Source organism: Micromonospora sp. AB353 (genome assembly GCF_049538395.1).
Classification (GTDB): domain Bacteria; phylum Actinomycetota; class Actinomycetes; order Mycobacteriales; family Micromonosporaceae; genus Micromonospora; species Micromonospora aurantiaca.
Map to the genome: position 1 here is coordinate 41,168 of NZ_JBMVFV010000020.1, position 17,670 is coordinate 58,837.

Here is a 17,670-nt window from a genome sequence, read left to right on the forward strand (position 1 = left end):
CACCCGACCGGCATCCCGTCCTCGGTTATACCCCGCCGGACCGCCACTCCATTCCCGGCGCGGTGTTCGTCACGGGTCACGCCGCACCGCCCGGCCGGGGCCGATATCGTCGGCGGTCGTGAAGGTATGGCTCCCGCACCCCGAAGGCCGCCGGCTGCTCGGCGAACTGCCACCCGGCGTCACCGTGGAGGTGCTGGACGACCCGCACCGGCTCCCGTCGTCGCCGTCCGGGGTGCGGTTCTGGGTGCCGCCGTTCCTGTCCGGCCCGGACGCCGGCGCGCTCCTCGCCGAGCTGCCCGACGTCGAGGTCGTCCAACTGCTCTCCGCCGGAGCGGACGCCTGGGCGGGACGGATGCCCGACGGCGTGACCCTCTGCGACGCCCGGGGCGTGCACGACTCGCCCACCGCCGAGTGGGTCGTCGCCGCGATCCTCGCCTCGCTGCGCGGGTTCGCGCCGCTGGCTCGGGCGCAGGCCCGGCGCGAGTGGGCGTACGACGAGGTGGCGCCCACCGACGAGCTGGCCGGCAAGCGGGTGCTGATCGTCGGCGCCGGCTCGATCGGCACCGCGGTCCGCGACCGGCTCGCCCCGTTCGAGGTGACGTTCACGCTCGTGGCCCGTACGCCGCGCCCCGACCAGGGCGTGCACGGGGTCGACGAGCTGCCCGCGCTGCTGCCGGAGGCGGACGTGGTGGTGCTCCTGGTGCCGCTGACCGAGCAGACCCGGGGCATGGTCGACGAGCGTTTCCTGGCCGCGATGCCGGACGGCGCACTGCTCGTCAACGCCGCCCGAGGGCCGGTGGCGCGTACGTCGGCGCTGGTCGCCGAGCTGACCTCGAGCCGCCTGCGCGCGGCGATGGACGTCACCGACCCGGAACCGCTGCCCGCCGACCATCCCCTGTGGGAGCTGCCGAACGTGCTGCTCACCCCGCACGTCGCCGGCTCGGTACGCGGGCTGCTGCCCCGCGCGTACCGCCTGGTGGGTGAGCAGTTGCGCCGCTACGTGGCAGGGGAGGAGCTGACGAACCGGGTGGTCGACGGCTACTGATCGCCGGTCTGCCGGTCGGCGTCCGGCAGCTCCTGCCCGGTGACGGCGATCAGCCGGGGCAGTTCGGTGGCGCGTACCGCCGGCAGCATCACCACCTCGCCGTCGTCGAGCCGGGCCATCGCCCGGCCGCGGGAATCACCGGCGAGTTCGGCGACCCGGTTCCACGGCACCCGGCGCTGCCCGACGAGCGCCCGCAGCCGCAGCTCCCGCGCGTCGGCGTCGGTGCCGGCCCGCCACGCCCAGACCGCGACGGCGAGCGGTACGAGCAGCACCCACAGCAGCCACCAGCGGGCGGAGGCCAGGGGCAGCGCGCCGATGAAGGCGACGATCGCGGCGACCAGGATGGCCTGGTTGTGACGGAAACGGACGGTATCGGCGCGGCTCACCTCCCGATGATCCCACCCGACCAGCCCACGCCACCCCGCGGGCATCCCCACCCGCCGCAGATCGTGGTACGGCCCCGCCCTTCCGGGGGCGGTTCGGTACCACGATCTCCCCGTGCTGGAGATCGTGGAAGCGTGGGGGCCCTCTGGGGGCCGTTTCCTTCAAAGATTTCGTGTCGGGGGGCCGTCTATTGATGTGACGGACGTCACTGGTGCGGTGACGTCACCGGGCGCTTCCGGGATCGTTTCTAGGCGTGGCCGCAGCGGTCCCCGCCGATGCGTGCCCCTACCGCCCCGACCCCCGACCCCCGACCCCCGCACGTCGTACCGCAACCGCACCGCCCCCGTGCCCCCTCACGAAGGCGACCGCCGTGCCCGTCCCCCCTCCCGCCGTTCCCCGTCGGCGATCAGTCCTGCCCGATGTCGCCGTGTCGCTCACCGGCACGGCCTTCCTCCTCGCCGGCGTCGCCGGCGCCCTGCCCGGCCCCGCAGCCGCCGCGCTCGCCGTCGCCGGAGGCTTCGCCCTCGCCTGCGTCCGGCTCGCCTGGCTGGCCGGAGCCGCCGCACCGACCGACCGTCCCGCAGCCAACGGGCGGCGGGCGCGCCGGGCCGCGCTGTCCCGCCGGGTCGCCGCCATCCTCGACAGCGCCGTCCTGGTCGCCGGGCTCACCGTCGCGGTGCTGCCGCTGAGCGACGCCGCGCACCGGCTGCCGATCGCGCTGACCGGGTTGTGCCTCACCGGGGTGCTGCACGTGACGGCCCTGCTGCGCCTGCCCGGCCGGTCGCGGCTGTCCGGCCCGGAGCTGGTGCGCCGTACCGTCGACGTGCTCGCGCTCGGCGTCAGCCTGGTCTTCGCGGGCTGGATGCTGCTGCCGGGCGGCCCGGTCCCGGCCGTCGCCGGAATGGTGGCGGCGGGCGGCGCCGTGGTGCTCGCCGTGCTTGCGGTGGCCGCCGTCGCCGAACGCCGCCGCCGGCCCGGTGCCGCGCGCTGCCACGCCGGGGCCGCACTGACACTCGGCGGGCTGACGCTCCTCGTGGTGCTGCTGGCCTGCGGTGCGCCGGACCGGGCGCTGCCGCTCGTCGCGGCGCCGTTGGTGGCGGGGGCGCTGCTCACCGCCGCCGGCGCCCGGCGTACCTCCGGGGGTGAGCGACCGGGCCGGGACGTGGCGCCCGCCGCGTGGCCGCGCCTCACCGCGCCGGCCGGGATCGCCGCGCTGGCCGCCGGGATCCACCTGGGTGCGGCGGGGGAGTTCAGCACCGCCGCGATGGCCCTGGGCCTGGCCGTCATACCGCCGATCATGGTGGGTGAGCTGCTCGCCGCCGCCGACCAGCGTCGCCGGGTGCAACGGCTCGCGGCCCGCGAGGCGTGGCTGCGGCGCCGGCTCGGACCGGACGCCCGGGCGGCCGAGCCCGTGCCGCTGACGCGCGCCGAACTGGTCCGGGCGATGGCGGAACGCAGTGGCGGCGCGCTGCTCGTCGTCGACCTGCACGGTACGGGTGGCGCGGTGCCGGAGGGACCGGTGCTCGCCGAGGCCGCACGCCGGTTGCGAGCGGGCGCCGAGACGCAGGATCTGGTCGCCCGGCTCGGCGACACCGAGTACGCGGTCCTCACCGACCGCGGGCCGGTGCTCGCGTACGCGCTGGGTCTGCGGCTGCTGGCGGCGCTGGCCGAGCCGTACCCCCGGCCCGGAGGTCTCGCCCGGTTGAGGGTGAGCGTCGGGCTGGCCGAGACCAGCGGCGGCGATCCGGAGGACGTGCTGCGGCAGGCGGACCTGGCCCGCCGCCGGGCGGTGCAGCTCGGCCGGGACCGGGTCGAGTGGTACGACGCCTATCTGGAGGAGCAGCTGGTCCGCCGCCTGGATCTGGAGCGGGAGCTGCCCGGCGCGGTGGCGCGCGGTGAGCTGGACCTGGTCTACCAGCCGGTGGTGGCGCTCGCCGACCGGATGCCCGTCGGTACCGAGGCGTTGCTGCGCTGGCGCAGCCCGGCGCTGGGCACCGTGCTGCCGGCCGAGTTGCTGCCGGTGGCGGCCGATCTCGACCTGACCGGCGAGATCGGGCGGTGGGTGCTGGACCGGGCCTGCCGGCAGCTCGCCGCGTGGTCGGAGGGCGGTCGTGAGCTGTGGATGGCGGTGAACGTGACGCCGCGTGAGCTGGCCGCGCCGGACTTCGTGGCGCGTACCGCGACAGCGCTGGCCGCGTACGACGTGGTGCCGGAACGGCTGGTGGTGGAGGTGGCCGAGCCGGCGGTGGGCGCGGAGCTGTCCACAGTGGTGGCCCGGCTGGCCGGTCTGCGGTCGATCGGCGTGCGGATCGCGCTGGACGACTTCCGGGCCGAGCACGCCTCGCTCGCGCAGCTCCGCCGGCTGCCGATCGACCTGCTCAAGGTGGGCCCGCACCTGGTCGGCCCGGGCGGGGACGGGCAGCGTCCGCTGATCGACGTGGTGGCGAACCTGGCCGACCGGCTCGGCGTGGAGCTGGTGGTCGAGGAACTGGAGTCGGAGGTCCAGGTGGCGGGCGCGCGCCGGGCCGGCTGCCGGTACGGCCAGGGCTTCGCGCTGGCCCGCCCGGCGACCGCCGAGCGGGTCGAGGCGTGGTTCGAGGAGTACCCGTCCACCGCCCGCTGAGCTGAACCGGTTCAGCGAGCCGTCGTACGAGGTGGGGCGGTGCTGCCGCGCGGCGTCAGGTGCGCGGTCTCGTCCTGCACGACGGCGGCCGGCTCACCCGCGATCACGGCCAGGAGCTGCCGTGCGGCGTGCGCGCCGTACGCCGGGATGTCCCGGCCCAGCGCGGTGAGCGGCGGGTGCACCAGCCGGCACAGCGGTGAGTCGTCCCAGGCTACGATGGACAGGTCGCCCGGCACGGTGAGGCCCATCTCCTGGGCCACCGAGAGCCCGGCGATCGCCATCACGTCGTTGTCGTAGATCACCGCGGTCGGCCGCCCGGCGGAGCTGAGCAGCCGCCGGGTGGCTCGCGCGCCCTCCTCGCCGGTGTAGTCGGACCAGACGGTGGTCGCCTCGTCCAGACCGAGCCGCCGGCACACGCCGGTGAACGCCTCGGTGCGGATCTCGGTGTGCAGCAGCGACTGCAGCCCGCCGACCCGGGCGATGCGCCGGTGGCCGAGCGCGACCAGGTACTCCACCGTCTCGACGAGGGCCGCCGCGTCGTCGGCCCAGACGCTCGCCAGGCCGCCGGTGTGCCCGGGGCCGCCGATCACCACCGCCGGCAGTTGCAGTTCCTCAAGCGCCGGCACGCGCCGGTCGTCGGTACGCAGGTCGCAGACGAGGACGCCGTCGACCCGGCGTTCGGCCCACCACCGCCGGTAGACGGCGATCTCGGCCTCCTGGTCGCTGACCACCTGGAGCGTGAGCGCGTACGAGCGGGCGGACAGTTCGGCCTCGACGCCGCTGATCAGCTCCATGAAGAACGGCTCGATGCCGAGTATCCGGGCGGGGCGGCACAGCGCCAGCCCGACCGCCTTGGCGGTGGCGCCGGACAACGCGCGGGCGGCGCTGCTCGGACGGAACCCGATCTCGGCGGCGATGGCGAGGATCCGCTGCCGGGTCGCCTCGGAGACACCGGGCTGGCCGTTCAGGGCGTACGACACCGCGCCCTTGGAGACCCCGGCGCGCCGGGCGACGTCGGCGATGGTCGGCCGCTTCACCGAAGCGTTCCTCCACTGTGTCCGGCCCTCGCGGGCGCTTCCGGTCGCCGGATCACCGGCGTCTGGTGACGCTACTGCACGCGCTGCCGGGTCCGGGTGCCACCGGCGGTGCCGGTGGACGGCGTCCAGCGGCGGTCGCTTGTGCGGTTCAGCTTAGAGCGCGGACCCGCCGGGACCGCCCGCAGCGTGGTCGTGAGCGGCGGCGAGGTTACCGGACCGGCGCATCGGTAACCGACCGTTGACAGTGATGAATGAGGACCGTACGGTGGCGTCACTTATCCGGTTCAGTCAACGTCTCTCGATATTCGGGAGCGTTCCCATTCGGCGCGGAGGATGAGATGAGACGGTCCTGGACGCACCTGGCGCGGGTGGCCGCCGTCGGTGCCGTCAGCCTGGTCATGATCGCCGCCTGCAGCGGCAGGAGCACCACCGGCGGCTCGGACTCGGCCGGTGGTCAGGTCACGCTGAAAATCAACTTCTGGGGCGACTTCGGGCTCCAGGATCTGAAGGCCAAGTACGAGGCCGAGCACCCGAACGTCAAGATCCAGCTCAACTCGGGCGAGTACAACGCCCAGCACGAGGACCTGCAGAAGAAGCTCGTCGCCGGCAACGGGGCGCCGGACATCGCGGCGATCGACGAGGGCTTCATGGTCCAGTTCCGCAGCCAGTCCGACAAGTTCGTCAACCTGCTCGACAAGGGCGCCGGCTCGTACGAGAGCAAGTACCTGCCCTGGAAGTGGAAGCAGTCGCTGTCGGCGGACGGCAAGACGCAGATCGGCCTCGGCACCGACGTCGGCGGCCTGGCCATGTGCTACCGCACCGACCTGTTCAAGGCCGCCGGCCTGCCCACCGAACGCGACCAGGTATCAGCCCTCTGGCCCACCTGGGACAGGTTCATCGAGGTCGGCCAGCAGTACACCGCCAAGACCAAGAAGAAGTTCATCGACGCCGGCACCAACCTGTTCAACCCGATCCTCGGCCAGCAGCCGGTCGGGTTCTACGACGAGCAGGACCAGCTCCGGATGGAGCAGGGCCCGAAGGTCGCGTTCGACTACACGGTCAAGGCTGTGGGCGCCGGGCTGTCGGCCAACCTGGTCAGCTTCCAGGCCGACTGGGACAAGGGCTTCACCAGCGGCGCGTTCGCGGTGCTCGCCTGCCCGGCGTGGATGCTCGGCCACATCAAGGACACCGCGCCGGGCACCGAGGGCAAGTGGGACATCGCCGCGGTACCGGGCGGCGGCGGCAACTGGGGTGGCTCCTTCCTGACGCTGCCCAAGGAGGGCAAGAACGTCGACGAGGCGTACAAGCTGCTGACCTGGCTGGTCGCGCCGGAGCAGCAGATCGAGATCTTCAAGAAGGTCGGCAACCTGCCGTCGCAGCCGGCGCTCTACAGCGACCCGGCCATCGCCGACTTCAAGAACCCGTTCTTCAACGACGCCCCGGTCGGCCAGATCTTCCCGAAGATGGCGCAGGGCCTCACCCCGCAGTACCTGGGCCGCAAGAACGGCCCGACCCGGGTGGCGGTGGAGAACGTGATCCGGCGGGTGGAGAACAAGTCACTCAAGTCCGACGCCGCCTGGAACGAGGCGGTCAAGGAGGCCGAGAAGGCCGCGAAGTCCTGACGTGTCACAGGTGACGGGGCGGCCCGGTCCGCCCCGTCACCGTCCGATCTCCCGGCCCTGGAGTGAACAGATGTCCAGCACCCGTGCCGCGCCCGCGCCGCCCGGCCGCCCACCCGCGCGCAAGCCCGGCCGTACCGGCGCCGGCGACCGGCGGATGAGCTGGCGCGACCGGCTGTACCGCTTCGACATGCGCTACATGCCGTACCTGATGATCGCGCCGTTCTTCCTGCTCTTCCTCGTGTTCGGGCTGTTCCCGCTGCTGTTCAACGCGGTCGTGTCGCTGCGCAACTACCGGCTGGACGACCCGACGCTGCCGTACTGGGCGGGCGTGGAGAACTTCAACCGCCTCTTCGCCGACGAGGACTTCTGGAACGCCCTCTACAACACGTTCGGCATCTTCCTGCTCTCCACAGTGCCGCAACTGCTGCTCGCGCTGCTCGTCGCGTCGCTGCTCAACCGCAGGCTGCGGGCGCAGACGTGGTGGCGGGTGGGCGTGCTGCTGCCGTACGTGACACCGATCGTGGCCTCGACGATGGTGTTCAGCGTCTTCTTCTCCCGCGACTTCGGCATGGCGAACTGGGCGCTCGGCCTGCTCGGCATCGGCGGCCCGGACGACCCGATCGATTGGCGGGCGGACAAGCTGCACGCCTGGATCGCCATCGCCACCATGGTCAACTGGAAGTGGATCGGCTACAACGCGCTGCTCTACCTGGCCGCCATGCAGTCCATCCCGCGCGACGTCTACGAGGCCGCCGCGATCGACGGCGCCGGGCCGTGGAAGCAGCTCTGGCGGATCACCGTGCCGATGATCCAGCCGGTGGTGCTGTTCACCGTCATCCTGTCCACCATCGGCGGGTTGCAACTGTTCACCGAGCCGATGCTGTTCGACCCGAACGCGCAGGCCGCGACCGGCGGGCCGGACGGCGAGTGGCAGACCATCGCCCAGCTCATCTACAAGGTCGGCTGGAAGGACCTCAACCTCGGGTACGCCGCCGCGATGTCCTGGGCGCTGTTCCTGATCATTCTGGTCGTCGCCGGTCTCAACTACCTGCTGACCAACCGACTCTCCGGAGGCCGCCGGTGACGACGCGACGCGTGGTGGCCCGGGCGCCACAGGACACCCCGGCCGGGCTCTGGACCTACCTGCTGCTCGCGGTGAGCATGCTGTTCGCCGCGTTCCCGCTCTACTGGATGTTCGTCATCGCCACCAGCGACGACGAGGCGCTGGCGAAGCTGCCACCCGCGGTGATCCCCGGTGACCGCTTCCTCACCAACGTCGACGAGGTCTTCTCCCTCCAGGACGTCTACTTCGCCGCGTCGCTGGTCAACAGCGTCATCGTCTCCACCGTCGTGACCGCCTCGGTGCTGTTCTTCTGCTCGCTGGCCGGCTTCGCCTTCGCCAAGCTGCGCTTCAAAGGCAGCCGCGCGCTGATGCTGTTCGTGGTGCTCACCCTGACCGTGCCCAACCAGCTCGGCATCGTCGCGCTCTACATCGTGATGGGCAAGCTCGGCTGGAACGGCACGCTGCTCGCCGTCATCGCGCCCGGCCTGGTCACCGCGTTCGGCGTGTTCTACATGCGGCAGTTCATCGTGAACACCGTCCCGGACGAGCTGATCGAGTCGGCCCGGGTCGACGGCGCCACGACCATGCGGGTGTACGCGACGATCGTGCTGCCCGCGATCCGCCCGGCGCTGGCCGTGCTCGGCCTGCTGACGTTCGTGGCCACCTGGAACGACTTCCAGTGGCCGCTGATCACGCTCAGCGGCACCGACTACCCGACGTCGATGGTGGCGGTCTCCGACCTCGCCAGCGGCAACTACGTGATCTACCGGCGGGTGCTCGCTGGTGCGTTCATCGCCACCGTCCCCCTGCTGGTCATGCTGTTCATCGGTGGACGTCAGATCGTCCGCGGAATCATGGAAGGCGCGGTGAAGTCGTGAGCCGTCGAACGCTGCTGCACGAGGGATGGACGCTGCGGGCCGAGCCCGGTCCGGCGGTGCCGCCGGAGATCGCCGGAACGGTGGTGCCGGCGACGGTCCCCGGTTGCGTGCACACCGACCTGCTCGCGGCCGGCCGCATCCCCGACCCGTACCGAGACGACAACGAGAACCGCCTCCCCTGGATCGGCCGCACCGACTGGGTCTACGAGACCACGTTCACCTGGCGCCCCGGTGACGAGGACCGGGCCGACCTGGTCTGCGCCGGCCTCGACACGGTCGCCACCGTGACGCTCAACGGCGTCGAGGTCGGCCGCACCGAGAACCAGCACCGCTCGTACCGCTTCGACGTCCGCGCGCTGCTGCGCCCGGACGGCAACACCCTCGCCGTACGCTTCGACTCCCCGTACCGGTACGCCGAGACGCACCGGGACCGGCTCGGTGACCGGCCCAACGCGTACCCGGAGCCGTTCCACTTCATCCGCAAGACCGCCTGCAACTTCGGCTGGGACTGGGGGCCCACGCTCGTCACCGCCGGCATCTGGCGCGACATCGGCCTGCACGCCTGGTCCACCGCCCGGCTCGCGTCGGTCCGGCCCCTGGTCACCGTGGCCGACGGCGTCGGCCGGGTCGAGCTGCACGCCGAGGTCGAGCGGGCCGGCGACGAGCCGCTGACCGTCCGTGCCGCCGTCGCCGGGGTCACCGCCGAGGTCGCCGTACCGGCGGGGGAGCGGACCGCCGTCGTGACGCTCACCGTCGCGGACCCCGAGCTGTGGTGGCCCATCGGGTACGGCGACCAGCCGCGCTACGACCTCGACGTGAGCCTGCACGGCGCCGACGGCCGGGAGCTGGACGCCGCGGCCCGGCGGATCGGCTTCCGCTCGGTCCGGCTGGACACCACACCCGACGCGCACGGCACCCCGTTCACGCTGCACGTCAACGACGTGCCGGTGTTCGTCAAGGGCGTCAACTGGATCCCCGACGACGCGTTCCCGAACCGGGTCACCCGGGAGCGCCTCGCCGAGCGGTTCGGCCAGGCGGCCGGCGCGAACGTCAACCTGCTGCGCGTCTGGGGTGGCGGCCGGTACGAGTCGGACGACTTCTACGACCTCGCCGACGAGATGGGCCTGCTGGTGCAGCAGGACTTCCTGTTCGCCTGCGCCGCGTACCCGGAGGAGGAGCCGTTCCGCACCGAGGTCGAGGCGGAGGCGCGCGAGCAGGTGACCCGCCTGGCCGGGCACCCGTCGCTGGTGCTCTGGACCGGCAACAACGAGAACATCTGGGGCTGGCACGACTGGGACTGGCAGGAGCCCCTGGCCGGGCGTACCTGGGGACGCGGCTACTACCTGGACCTGCTGCCCACCGTCGTCGGCGAGCTGGACCCGACCGTCCCGTACTGGCCGGGGAGCCCCTGGTCCGGCAGCGAGGACGTCCACCCCAACGACCCGGCGCACGGCACCACGCACATCTGGGACGTGTGGAACACCGACGACTACATCCGTTACCGGGAGTACGTGCCGCGCTTCGTGGCCGAGTTCGGCTACCAGGCGCCGCCCGCGTACGCGACGCTGCGCCGGGCCCTCGCCGACGACCCGCTCGCGCACGACTCACCGGGCATGGCGCACCACCAGAAGGCGGCCGACGGGGACGGCAAGCTCCGGCGCGGGCTCGACGCCCACCTGCCGCCGCCGGCCGACTTCGACGACTGGCACTACCTCACCCAGCTCAACCAGGCCCGCGCCATCCAGCTCGGCGTCGAGCACTTCCGGTCGCACCGGCCGGTCTGCGCCGGCACCGTCGTGTGGCAGCTGAACGACTGCTGGCCGGTCACGTCCTGGTCGGCGATCGACGGTGACGGCCGCCGCAAACCCCTCTGGTACGCGCTGCGCCGCGCCTACGCCGACCGGCTGCTGACGGTGCAGCCGCGCGACGGTGGGCTGGCGCTGGTGGCGGTGAACGAGACCGCCCGGGCGTGGAGCGGGCCGGCCACCGTCACCCGGCTGGCCCTCACCGGGGAGCCGAGGGCGAAGACCTCGGTCGACCTCGACGTCCCGGCGTACTCCTCGGTCGTGGTGGAACTCCCGGCGGAGCTGGCGCGGCCGGACGACGGCCGCGCGGAACTGCTCGTCGCGGAGGCCGGGGACGCGGCGGAGCGCGCGCTGTGGTTCTTCGCCGAGGACCGCGACGTGCGGTGGCTGGCGGCGCAGTGGGACGCGGCCGTCGAGCCGGTCGACGGCGGCCGTCGGGTCCGGGTGACCGCCCGGACGGTGCTGCGCGACCTGACGCTGTTCCCGGACCGCCTCGATCCGGCCGCGCAGGTGGACCGGGCCCTGGTGACGCTGCTGCCGGGCGAGAGCGTTGTCTTCACGGTGAGCACCACGTGCCCGCTGGATGCCGAGGCGCTCACCTCCCGGCCGGTGCTGCGCTGCGTCAACGACCTGGCCTGAGCGGGCCGCCCTCCATCTCCATCGATGTGAAGATTTCTGCAAGTGCTAAAGTCTTCAGGGTCGTCGTCGGAGGGGTGCGTCGTGTCGGTGCCGCTGTACCAGGCCAAGGCGGAGCTGTTCCGCACCCTCGGGCACCCCGTCCGCATCCGGGTGCTCGAACTGCTCCAGGACGGGCCCAAGCCGGTCCGCGACCTGCTCGCCGCCATCGACGTGGAGGCGTCGAACCTCTCCCAGCAGCTCGCCGTGCTGCGCCGCGCCGGCATGGTCACCTCGTACCGGGACGGCCCGCTGGTCATGTACGCGCTCAGCACCCCCGACGTGGCCGACCTGCTCGCCGCCGGACGACGCATCCTCGGCGCCGTCCTCACCGACCGGGACGCCCTGCTCGACGAGCTGCGGGCCTCCGGGACGGACCGGTGAGCGCGGCGGCCCTTCGCGCCGGTGACGCCGTCCGGCAGGCGGGCCGGCTGTTCCGCGGGCTGCTGCCCGGCCGGGCCGACTGGGCGGCAGCGCGCCGCTCACCCCGGCGCGACCTGCTCGCCGGGCTCACCGTCGCCGTAGTGGCGCTGCCCCTGGCGCTCGCCTTCGGCGTCACCTCCGGGCTCGGCGCGCAGGCCGGCCTGGTCACCGCCATCGTCGCCGGAGCCGTCGCGGCGATCTTCGGCGGCTCCAACCTCCAGGTCTCCGGCCCCACCGGGGCCATGACTGTCGTGCTGGTGCCCGTGGTGCAGCAGTTCGGCGCCGGTGGCGTGCTGATGGTCGGCGCGCTGGCCGGGCTGATCCTGATCGCGCTCGCAGTGGCCCGCCTCGGCCGGTACGTCCGCTACCTGCCGTCCCCGGTGATCGAGGGGTTCACCGCCGGCATCGCCGTGGTCATCGCGCTGCAACAGGTGCCGGCCGCGCTCGGCGTCACCGGCGCGCACGGCGAGAAGGTGTGGGCGGTGGCAGCCGACGCGGTAGCCCGGTTCGCCGCGCAGCCCCGTCCCGCCGCGATCGCTGTGGCGCTCGGCGTGGCGGCGCTGATGCTGCTCGGCGGCCGGTGGCGGCCCGCCGTGCCGTTCTCCCTGGTCGGCGTGGCCGCCGCGACGCTGCTCGCCGAGCTGGCCCCGATCGACCTGGCCCGGATCGGCGAGCTGCCGCAGGGTCTGCCCGCGCCGTCGCTGGACTTCGTGGACCTCGGCGCGCTGGGCGTCCTGCTGCCCAGCGCCCTCGCCGTGGCCGCGCTCGCCGCCCTGGAGAGCCTGCTCTCCGCCACGGTGGCCGACGGCATGACGGTCGGCGAGCGGCACGACCCGGACCGGGAACTGTTCGGCCAGGGCCTGGCAAACCTCGCCTCCCCGGTCTTCGGCGGCATCCCGGCGACCGCCGCCATCGCCCGTACCGCTGTCAACGTCCGCGCCGGGGCGTCCTCGAAGCTCGCCGCGCTCACCCACGCGGTGGCCCTCGCCGCGATCGTGCTCGCCGCCGCCCCGCTCGTCGGCCGCATCCCGCTGGCCGCCCTGGCCGGGGTGCTGCTCGCCACCACGGTACGGATGGTGGAGGCGGCCTCCCTGCTCGCGCTGATGCGGGCCACCCGGGCCGACGCGGTGGTGCTGGTGCTGACGTTCGCCGTCACTGTCATCTGGGACCTGGTGACAGCGGTGGTCGTCGGGCTCGCCGTCGCTGTGGTCCTGGCGCTGCGCGCGGTGGCCCGCAGCGCCAAGCTGGAACAGGTGCCGCTGGACACCGGCGAGCACAGCGACGAGGAGCACGCGCTGCTCGCCGAGCACATCGTCGCGTACCGGCTGGACGGGCCGCTCTTCTTCGCCGCCGCGCACACCTTCCTGCTGGAGCTGGCCGAGGTGGCCGACGTGCGGGTGGTGATCCTGCGGATGTCCCGCGTCTCCACCATCGACGCGACGGGCGCCCAGGTGCTCGGCGACGCCATCGCCCGGCTGCGCGGCCGGGGGATCACGGTGCTGCTCTCCGGCATCACCCCGGGCCACGACCAGGTGCTCAGCACGCTCGGCGTCGCCGACGAGCTGCGCCGCGAGGGCCTGGTGTTCGCCGACACCCCGGCCGCCATCGCGTACGCCCGGGGTGTCGCCCTCGCCGCGAGCCCGGCCTAGGCTCTCGTCACCTCGGCGTCCACCTCCTCCTGCTTCCGCACGCCGAAGACGATCAGGTAGCCGAGGATCCAGACCTCGCCCACGGTGGCGGGCACCACCAGCAGGTCGCCGGCGATGCCGGCGCCGGGCGCGAGGTACGCGACGAACGTCATGAGCACGTAGCCGACACCACCGGCGACGAGGAGCCGGCCCAGCGGCCGGGGCAGCCAGCCCGACCGGAGCACGCACCAGCCCATCGGCACCAGCCAGAGGCCGAAGAAGAGGCCGCCCACCTCCCACAGGTTCCCGCTGACCAGGTAGAGCAACTGGACGGTGTCGGCGTCGCCCGGTCCGCCGGTCGCGACCCGCAGAGCTGTAGCGAGGACGGCGGCGCTGCCGAGGATCGCCACGCCGTTCACCAGCCCGAAGGCGGCGATGCTGCCCGCGGCGGTGCCGTCGACAGTGCGGAACAGGCGGTAGAACCAGACGGCGGTGAGCGCCTGGGTGAGGACGACCAGGAGTTCGAGGGCGATGCCGAGGCGGGCCAGCGACTCGTGGGCCACCAGGTTGGCGAGCGTCGTGCCCGCGTCGTCGGCGTCGAAGAGCATGGGGCGGACGGTGAGGAACCCCAGGGCGCCGGTGACGGCGAGCCCGAGGTAGAACAGCCCGGTCACCCGGGCGGTACGGATCAACTGGTGCATGGCGACTCCTTCGGGGGTGGTCGACGCCGTGGGGCTTGCCTTACGTCGTAAGGCCAACCATACGTTGTAAGGTCAAGGGGAGATGGGGAGCCGCATGGGAGCGAGGAGACCTCGGGAGCCGCTCAGCCGTGAGCGGGCCCTGGCCAGCGCGATCGCCCTGGTCGACGCGGAGGGGATGGCGGCGCTCACGATGCGCCGGCTCGCCGCCGAACTCGGCGTCGAGGCGATGTCGCTCTACCACCACCTACCCGGCAAGGCCGGACTGCTCGACGGCCTCGTGGACGCCGTCGCCGCCGAGATCACCGCAGCCGCCGAGCGGGCCGAGGCCGATGCGCCCGGCGGTGACTGGCGGACCCGGCTGCGGCTGCGCTTCCTCGCCGCGCGCGCGGTCATGCTGCGGCACCCGTGGGCCCCGGCGCTGCTCAGCTCCCGGCCGACCGTCCCCGCCGGGGTGTACGCCTACTACGACGGCATCCTCGCCACGCTCGTCGAGGGCGGCTTCTCGTACCGGATCGCCCACCGGGCGTTGCACGCCTTCGGGAGTTTGGCGCTCGGCTTCGCGCAGGAGGTGTTCCGGCCGGACGCGGGCGGGGAGGTCGCCGCGGCGGCAGCGGAGGCCGAGATGGTGGCGCTGGCCGAGCGGCTGCCGCACCTGGCCGCCATGGTGGCCGCCGAGACGCACGACGCGGCGGATCCGACGCTCGGATGGTGCGACAGCCAGACCGAGTTCGAGTTCACCCTCGACCTGCTCTTCGACGGCCTGGAACGACACCTGCCGGGTTCCGTTCCGCCGGTGGTGGGGGAGCGGGACATCCAGCCCTGACCGACGGGCGGGTTCGGGCGGCGTCCGGCGGGTACCTGGACGGCATGACTGATCCGGTTGAGCTGTCCGAACTGCACGCCGGAGGCGCCGACCCCGACGACGTCACCCCGGAGGATCCGCACGCGGACCTGGACGGAACCGACGAGAACTCACCGGCGGAGTTCGGCCTGCCGATAGACGGCACCGCTCCGGCCGAGGAGGACCCCACCCAGCGGTGAGGGGAACGCCATGGGTGTCAAACGGGTCCGGAGACACCCATGGCGCTCCACCCGATTGCGGCGGGGGCCGCGGGGCGCTAGTTGGGCAGGGCGGCGAGACCGGCCAGCAGTTCCCACCGCTCGGCCTCGGTGAGGACCGCGTACGCCGGCTCGTCGCGGCGGTCGGTGTCCGCCTCGACCGCCGCGCGTTCCGGCCCGTCCGGCAGCGCGCGGATCTCGTCGGCGGTCAGCCCGGCGGCCCGCCACGCGGCGCGGTGCGCGTCGGCGCGGTGGTGCCGCAGCGAGCCCAGCCGGGTGACGAGCAGCAGCGACGGAGAGGCGCCGTCCGGCTCGTACGGCGGGGACATCGCCCGGAACACCGGCCCGCCGGTGGCCTGCGCGTGCGTCAGCACCCGGCCGACCAGGTCGGCGAGGCGCGGCACGATGCTCAGGCCGGGCAGCACGCCGGGCAGCGCCGAGGACCACAGCTCCTCGGCAGCCTCACCGGTGGCCCGCTGGGCGAACAGCGTCAGCTCGCGGCCCAGGTCGGTGAGGTGCCAGGCGCCGTCGGTGTCCCGGACGACGACGCCCTGCTCCAGCTCCTCGTCCATGCTGCCGGACGTGTAGATCAGGCCGTCGGCCAGCGCCTCGGCGGGCATCGGCCGGGCCAGCACACCGGAGAAGAAGCTGTTCTCCGCGCCGAGGGTGCAGCCCCGCTCGGCGTAGAACGCCTCCATCCGGGCGCGTGCTCCCCAGCGGGCGCCCACGTACACCCGGTCGATCGCGGGCCGGACCAGTCGCGCGTAACTCACCGTCGTCTCCACGCCGCCGGAGGTTACCGGCGCGCGGGCGTTAAGAAGGGCCCCCTCCTCTACCGGAGGCGTTAATAGGGGGCCCTTCCTTACGTCAGTCGGGGACGCGGCGGTAGGCGCCGTCGCTGGCCGAGGTCGCCATCGACGCGTACGCGCGCAGCGCCGCCGACACCGGGCGCTGCCGGTCGAGCGGGGTGTACGGACGGTCCCGCTTCTCCTCGGCCACCCGGCGCGCCTCCAGCTCGTCGGCGGGCACGTTCAGCTCGATCGACCGGCCCGGGATGTCGATGACGATCTCGTCGCCGTCGCGGACCAGCGCGATCAGCCCACCGGAGGCCGCCTCCGGGGAGACGTGCCCGATGGACAGGCCGGAGGTGCCACCGGAGAACCGGCCGTCGGTCAGCAGCGCGCAGGAGCGGCCCAGGCCGCGGCCCTTGAGGAACGAGGTGGGGTAGAGCATCTCCTGCATGCCGGGGCCGCCCTTCGGGCCCTCGTACCGGATCACCACCACGTCCCCGGCGACGATCTCCTTGGCGAGGATCGCGGTCACCGCGTCGTCCTGCGACTCGTAGACCTTGGCCGGGCCCCGGAACGTCAGGCACTCCTCGGGCACACCGGCGGTCTTCACCACGCAGCCGGCCGGCGCGAGGTTGCCGTGCAGGATGGCCAGGCCGCCGTCCGCGCTGTACGCGTGCTCCCGGTCCCTGATGCAGCCGCCGGCCGCGTCGGTGTCCAGCGACGACCAGCGGTTGGTGGTGGAGAACGGCTCGGTGGTGCGCACCCCGCCGGGCGCGGCGTGGAACAGCTCGATCGCCTCCGGCCGGGCTGCGCCGCCGCGCACGTCCCAGTCGGCCAGCCACTTGTCGAGGCCGGGGGAGTGCACCGCGCGCACGTCGCGGTGCAGCAGCCCGGCGCGGTCCAGCTCACCGAGGATGGCCGGGATGCCGCCGGCCCGGTGCACGTCCTCCATGTGGTAGTTCGGGGAGTTCGGGGCGACCTTGGCCAGGCACGGCACGCGGCGGGAGATCGCGTCGATGTCGGCGACGCCGAAGTCCAGCTCCGCCTCGCGGGCGGCGGCGAGCAGGTGCAGCACCGTGTTGGTGGAGCCGCCCATGGCCACGTCGAGGGCGATCGCGTTCTCGAACGCCTCCCGGCCGGCGATCGAGCGCGGCAGCACCGAGGCGTCGTCGTTCTCGTACCACTGCTTGGCGATCTCGACGACGGTGCGCCCGGCCTCGACGAACAGCGACCGGCGCGCGGCGTGGGTGGCGAGCGTCGACCCGTTGCCTGGTAGCGCCAGGCCGATCGCCTCGGTGAGGCAGTTCATCGAGTTGGCGGTGAACATGCCGGAGCAGGAGCCGCAGGTCGGGCACGCGGAGCGCTCGATCTCGCCGAGCTGGTCGTCGGTGACCGCCTCGTTCGAGGAGGCGATCATGGCGTCGATCAGGTCGATCTTGGAGTGCACCACGCCCTCGATCGCCACCGTCTTGCCGGCCTCCATCGGGCCGCCGGAGACGAAGACGGTCGGGATGTTGAGCCGCAGCGCGGCCAGCAGCATGCCCGGGGTGATCTTGTCGCAGTTGGAGATGCAGACCAGGGCGTCCGCGCAGTGCGCGTTGACCATGTACTCCACCGCGTCGGCGATCAGCTCCCGGCTGGGCAGCGAGTAGAGCATGCCGCCGTGGCCCATGGCGATGCCGTCGTCCACGGCGATCGTGTTGAACTCCCGGCCGACGCCGCCGGCCTCGGCCACCGCGTCGGCGACCAGGCCGCCGAGGTCCTTGAGGTGGACGTGACCGGGTACGAACTGGGTGAAACTGTTCGCGATGGCGACGATCGGCTTGCCGAAGTCGTCGTCGGTCATCCCGGTGGCCCGCCAGAGGGCCCGGGCGCCGGCCATCGTCCGACCGTGGGTGGAGGTCCTCGACCGCAGCTCAGGCATGACAACCAGTCT

Annotated in this window: 15 protein-coding genes; 10 read left to right on the forward strand and 5 right to left on the reverse strand. The window is 73.1% G+C overall.

Annotation, left to right across the window (positions count from 1 at the left end; genetic code table 11):
• The first annotated feature begins 118 nt into the window (after nt 1–118).
• Nucleotides 119–1,045, forward strand: coding sequence for a 2-hydroxyacid dehydrogenase (locus ACPCK6_RS11815; RefSeq protein ID WP_423481121.1), 927 nt, complete (start codon nt 119–121; stop codon nt 1,043–1,045).
• Here ACPCK6_RS11815 and ACPCK6_RS11820 read toward each other — a convergent pair.
• Entirely contained in the window at nt 1,039–1,431 is a 393-nt protein-coding gene (locus ACPCK6_RS11820; protein WP_151015716.1) for a PH domain-containing protein, read from the reverse strand. The genes ACPCK6_RS11815 and ACPCK6_RS11820 overlap by 7 nt on opposite strands.
• 425 nt (nt 1,432–1,856) lie before the next feature.
• Between ACPCK6_RS11820 and ACPCK6_RS11825 the strand changes: the two genes are divergently transcribed.
• Nucleotides 1,857–4,052, forward strand: a complete 2,196-nt coding sequence (locus tag ACPCK6_RS11825) for an EAL domain-containing protein (protein WP_423481122.1) — start codon at nt 1,857–1,859, stop codon at nt 4,050–4,052.
• 11 nt (nt 4,053–4,063) lie between these two features.
• On the opposite strand, the gene ACPCK6_RS11830 is transcribed toward ACPCK6_RS11825, so the two are convergent.
• On the reverse strand, nt 4,064–5,089 hold the full coding sequence (locus ACPCK6_RS11830; protein ID WP_396880227.1) for a LacI family DNA-binding transcriptional regulator: 1,026 nt from the start codon (nt 5,087–5,089) through the stop codon (nt 4,064–4,066).
• A 338-nt stretch (nt 5,090–5,427) separates the two neighbouring features.
• Between ACPCK6_RS11830 and ACPCK6_RS11835 the strand changes: the two genes are divergently transcribed.
• From ACPCK6_RS11835 to ACPCK6_RS11860, 6 genes are all read left to right on the forward strand, one after another.
• Complete coding sequence (locus ACPCK6_RS11835; RefSeq protein WP_423481123.1) at nt 5,428–6,711, forward strand: ABC transporter substrate-binding protein; 1,284 nt, start codon at nt 5,428–5,430, stop codon at nt 6,709–6,711.
• A 70-nt stretch (nt 6,712–6,781) separates the two neighbouring features.
• The gene (locus ACPCK6_RS11840) at nt 6,782–7,795 is read left to right on the forward strand and encodes a carbohydrate ABC transporter permease (protein ID WP_135243683.1); all 1,014 of its coding nucleotides are present in this window, start codon (nt 6,782–6,784) and stop codon (nt 7,793–7,795) included.
• Complete coding sequence (locus ACPCK6_RS11845) at nt 7,792–8,652, forward strand: carbohydrate ABC transporter permease (protein ID WP_423481124.1); 861 nt, start codon at nt 7,792–7,794, stop codon at nt 8,650–8,652. The genes ACPCK6_RS11840 and ACPCK6_RS11845 overlap by 4 nt, the downstream gene beginning before the upstream one ends.
• Entirely contained in the window at nt 8,649–11,096 is a 2,448-nt protein-coding gene (locus ACPCK6_RS11850; protein WP_423481125.1) for a glycoside hydrolase family 2 protein, read from the forward strand. Before ACPCK6_RS11845 ends, ACPCK6_RS11850 begins: the two co-directional genes overlap by 4 nt.
• Nucleotides 11,097–11,177: 81 nt before the next feature.
• The gene (locus tag ACPCK6_RS11855) at nt 11,178–11,516 is read left to right on the forward strand and encodes an ArsR/SmtB family transcription factor (protein ID WP_013284484.1); all 339 of its coding nucleotides are present in this window, start codon (nt 11,178–11,180) and stop codon (nt 11,514–11,516) included.
• The gene (locus tag ACPCK6_RS11860) at nt 11,513–13,204 is read left to right on the forward strand and encodes a SulP family inorganic anion transporter (protein ID WP_423481126.1); all 1,692 of its coding nucleotides are present in this window, start codon (nt 11,513–11,515) and stop codon (nt 13,202–13,204) included. Before ACPCK6_RS11855 ends, ACPCK6_RS11860 begins: the two co-directional genes overlap by 4 nt.
• Here ACPCK6_RS11860 and ACPCK6_RS11865 read toward each other — a convergent pair.
• Nucleotides 13,201–13,884 carry a DUF4386 domain-containing protein gene (locus ACPCK6_RS11865; protein WP_396880231.1) on the reverse strand — a complete coding sequence of 228 codons (684 nt, stop codon included), beginning with the start codon at nt 13,882–13,884 and terminating at the stop codon, nt 13,201–13,203. The two genes, ACPCK6_RS11860 and ACPCK6_RS11865, sit on opposite strands and share 4 nt — an antisense overlap.
• A gap of 82 nt (nt 13,885–13,966) precedes the next feature.
• Between ACPCK6_RS11865 and ACPCK6_RS11870 the strand changes: the two genes are divergently transcribed.
• Nucleotides 13,967–14,707 (forward strand): TetR/AcrR family transcriptional regulator C-terminal domain-containing protein, encoded by a 741-nt coding sequence (locus ACPCK6_RS11870; RefSeq protein ID WP_423481127.1) that lies wholly within the window; start codon nt 13,967–13,969, stop codon nt 14,705–14,707.
• A gap of 44 nt (nt 14,708–14,751) precedes the next feature.
• Nucleotides 14,752–14,925 (forward strand): hypothetical protein, encoded by a 174-nt coding sequence (locus ACPCK6_RS11875; protein WP_013284489.1) that lies wholly within the window; start codon nt 14,752–14,754, stop codon nt 14,923–14,925.
• Between the two features lie 77 nt (nt 14,926–15,002).
• Here the strand turns inward: ACPCK6_RS11875 and ACPCK6_RS11880 are convergent, their stop codons facing one another.
• Nucleotides 15,003–15,728, reverse strand: coding sequence for a carboxymuconolactone decarboxylase family protein (locus tag ACPCK6_RS11880; RefSeq protein WP_423481128.1), 726 nt, complete (start codon nt 15,726–15,728; stop codon nt 15,003–15,005).
• Nucleotides 15,729–15,810: 82 nt separating this feature from the next.
• Complete coding sequence (gene ilvD, locus ACPCK6_RS11885) at nt 15,811–17,658, reverse strand: dihydroxy-acid dehydratase (protein ID WP_423481129.1); 1,848 nt, start codon at nt 17,656–17,658, stop codon at nt 15,811–15,813.
• Nucleotides 17,659–17,670: the final 12 nt, after the last annotated feature.

What these genes read in the sequence shown, in the direction of transcription:
- ilvD (WP_423481129.1), bottom strand. Translation starts at nt 17,658, where the DNA reads ATGCCTGAGCTGCGGTCGAGGACCTCCACCCACGGTCGGACGATGGCC.
- ACPCK6_RS11835 (WP_423481123.1), top strand. Translation starts at nt 5,428, where the DNA reads ATGAGACGGTCCTGGACGCACCTGGCGCGGGTGGCCGCCGTCGGTGCC.
- ACPCK6_RS11875 (WP_013284489.1), top strand. Translation starts at nt 14,752, where the DNA reads ATGACTGATCCGGTTGAGCTGTCCGAACTGCACGCCGGAGGCGCCGAC.
- ACPCK6_RS11840 (WP_135243683.1), top strand. Translation starts at nt 6,782, where the DNA reads ATGTCCAGCACCCGTGCCGCGCCCGCGCCGCCCGGCCGCCCACCCGCG.
- ACPCK6_RS11870 (WP_423481127.1), top strand. Translation starts at nt 13,967, where the DNA reads ATGGGGAGCCGCATGGGAGCGAGGAGACCTCGGGAGCCGCTCAGCCGT.
- ACPCK6_RS11865 (WP_396880231.1), bottom strand. Translation starts at nt 13,884, where the DNA reads ATGCACCAGTTGATCCGTACCGCCCGGGTGACCGGGCTGTTCTACCTC.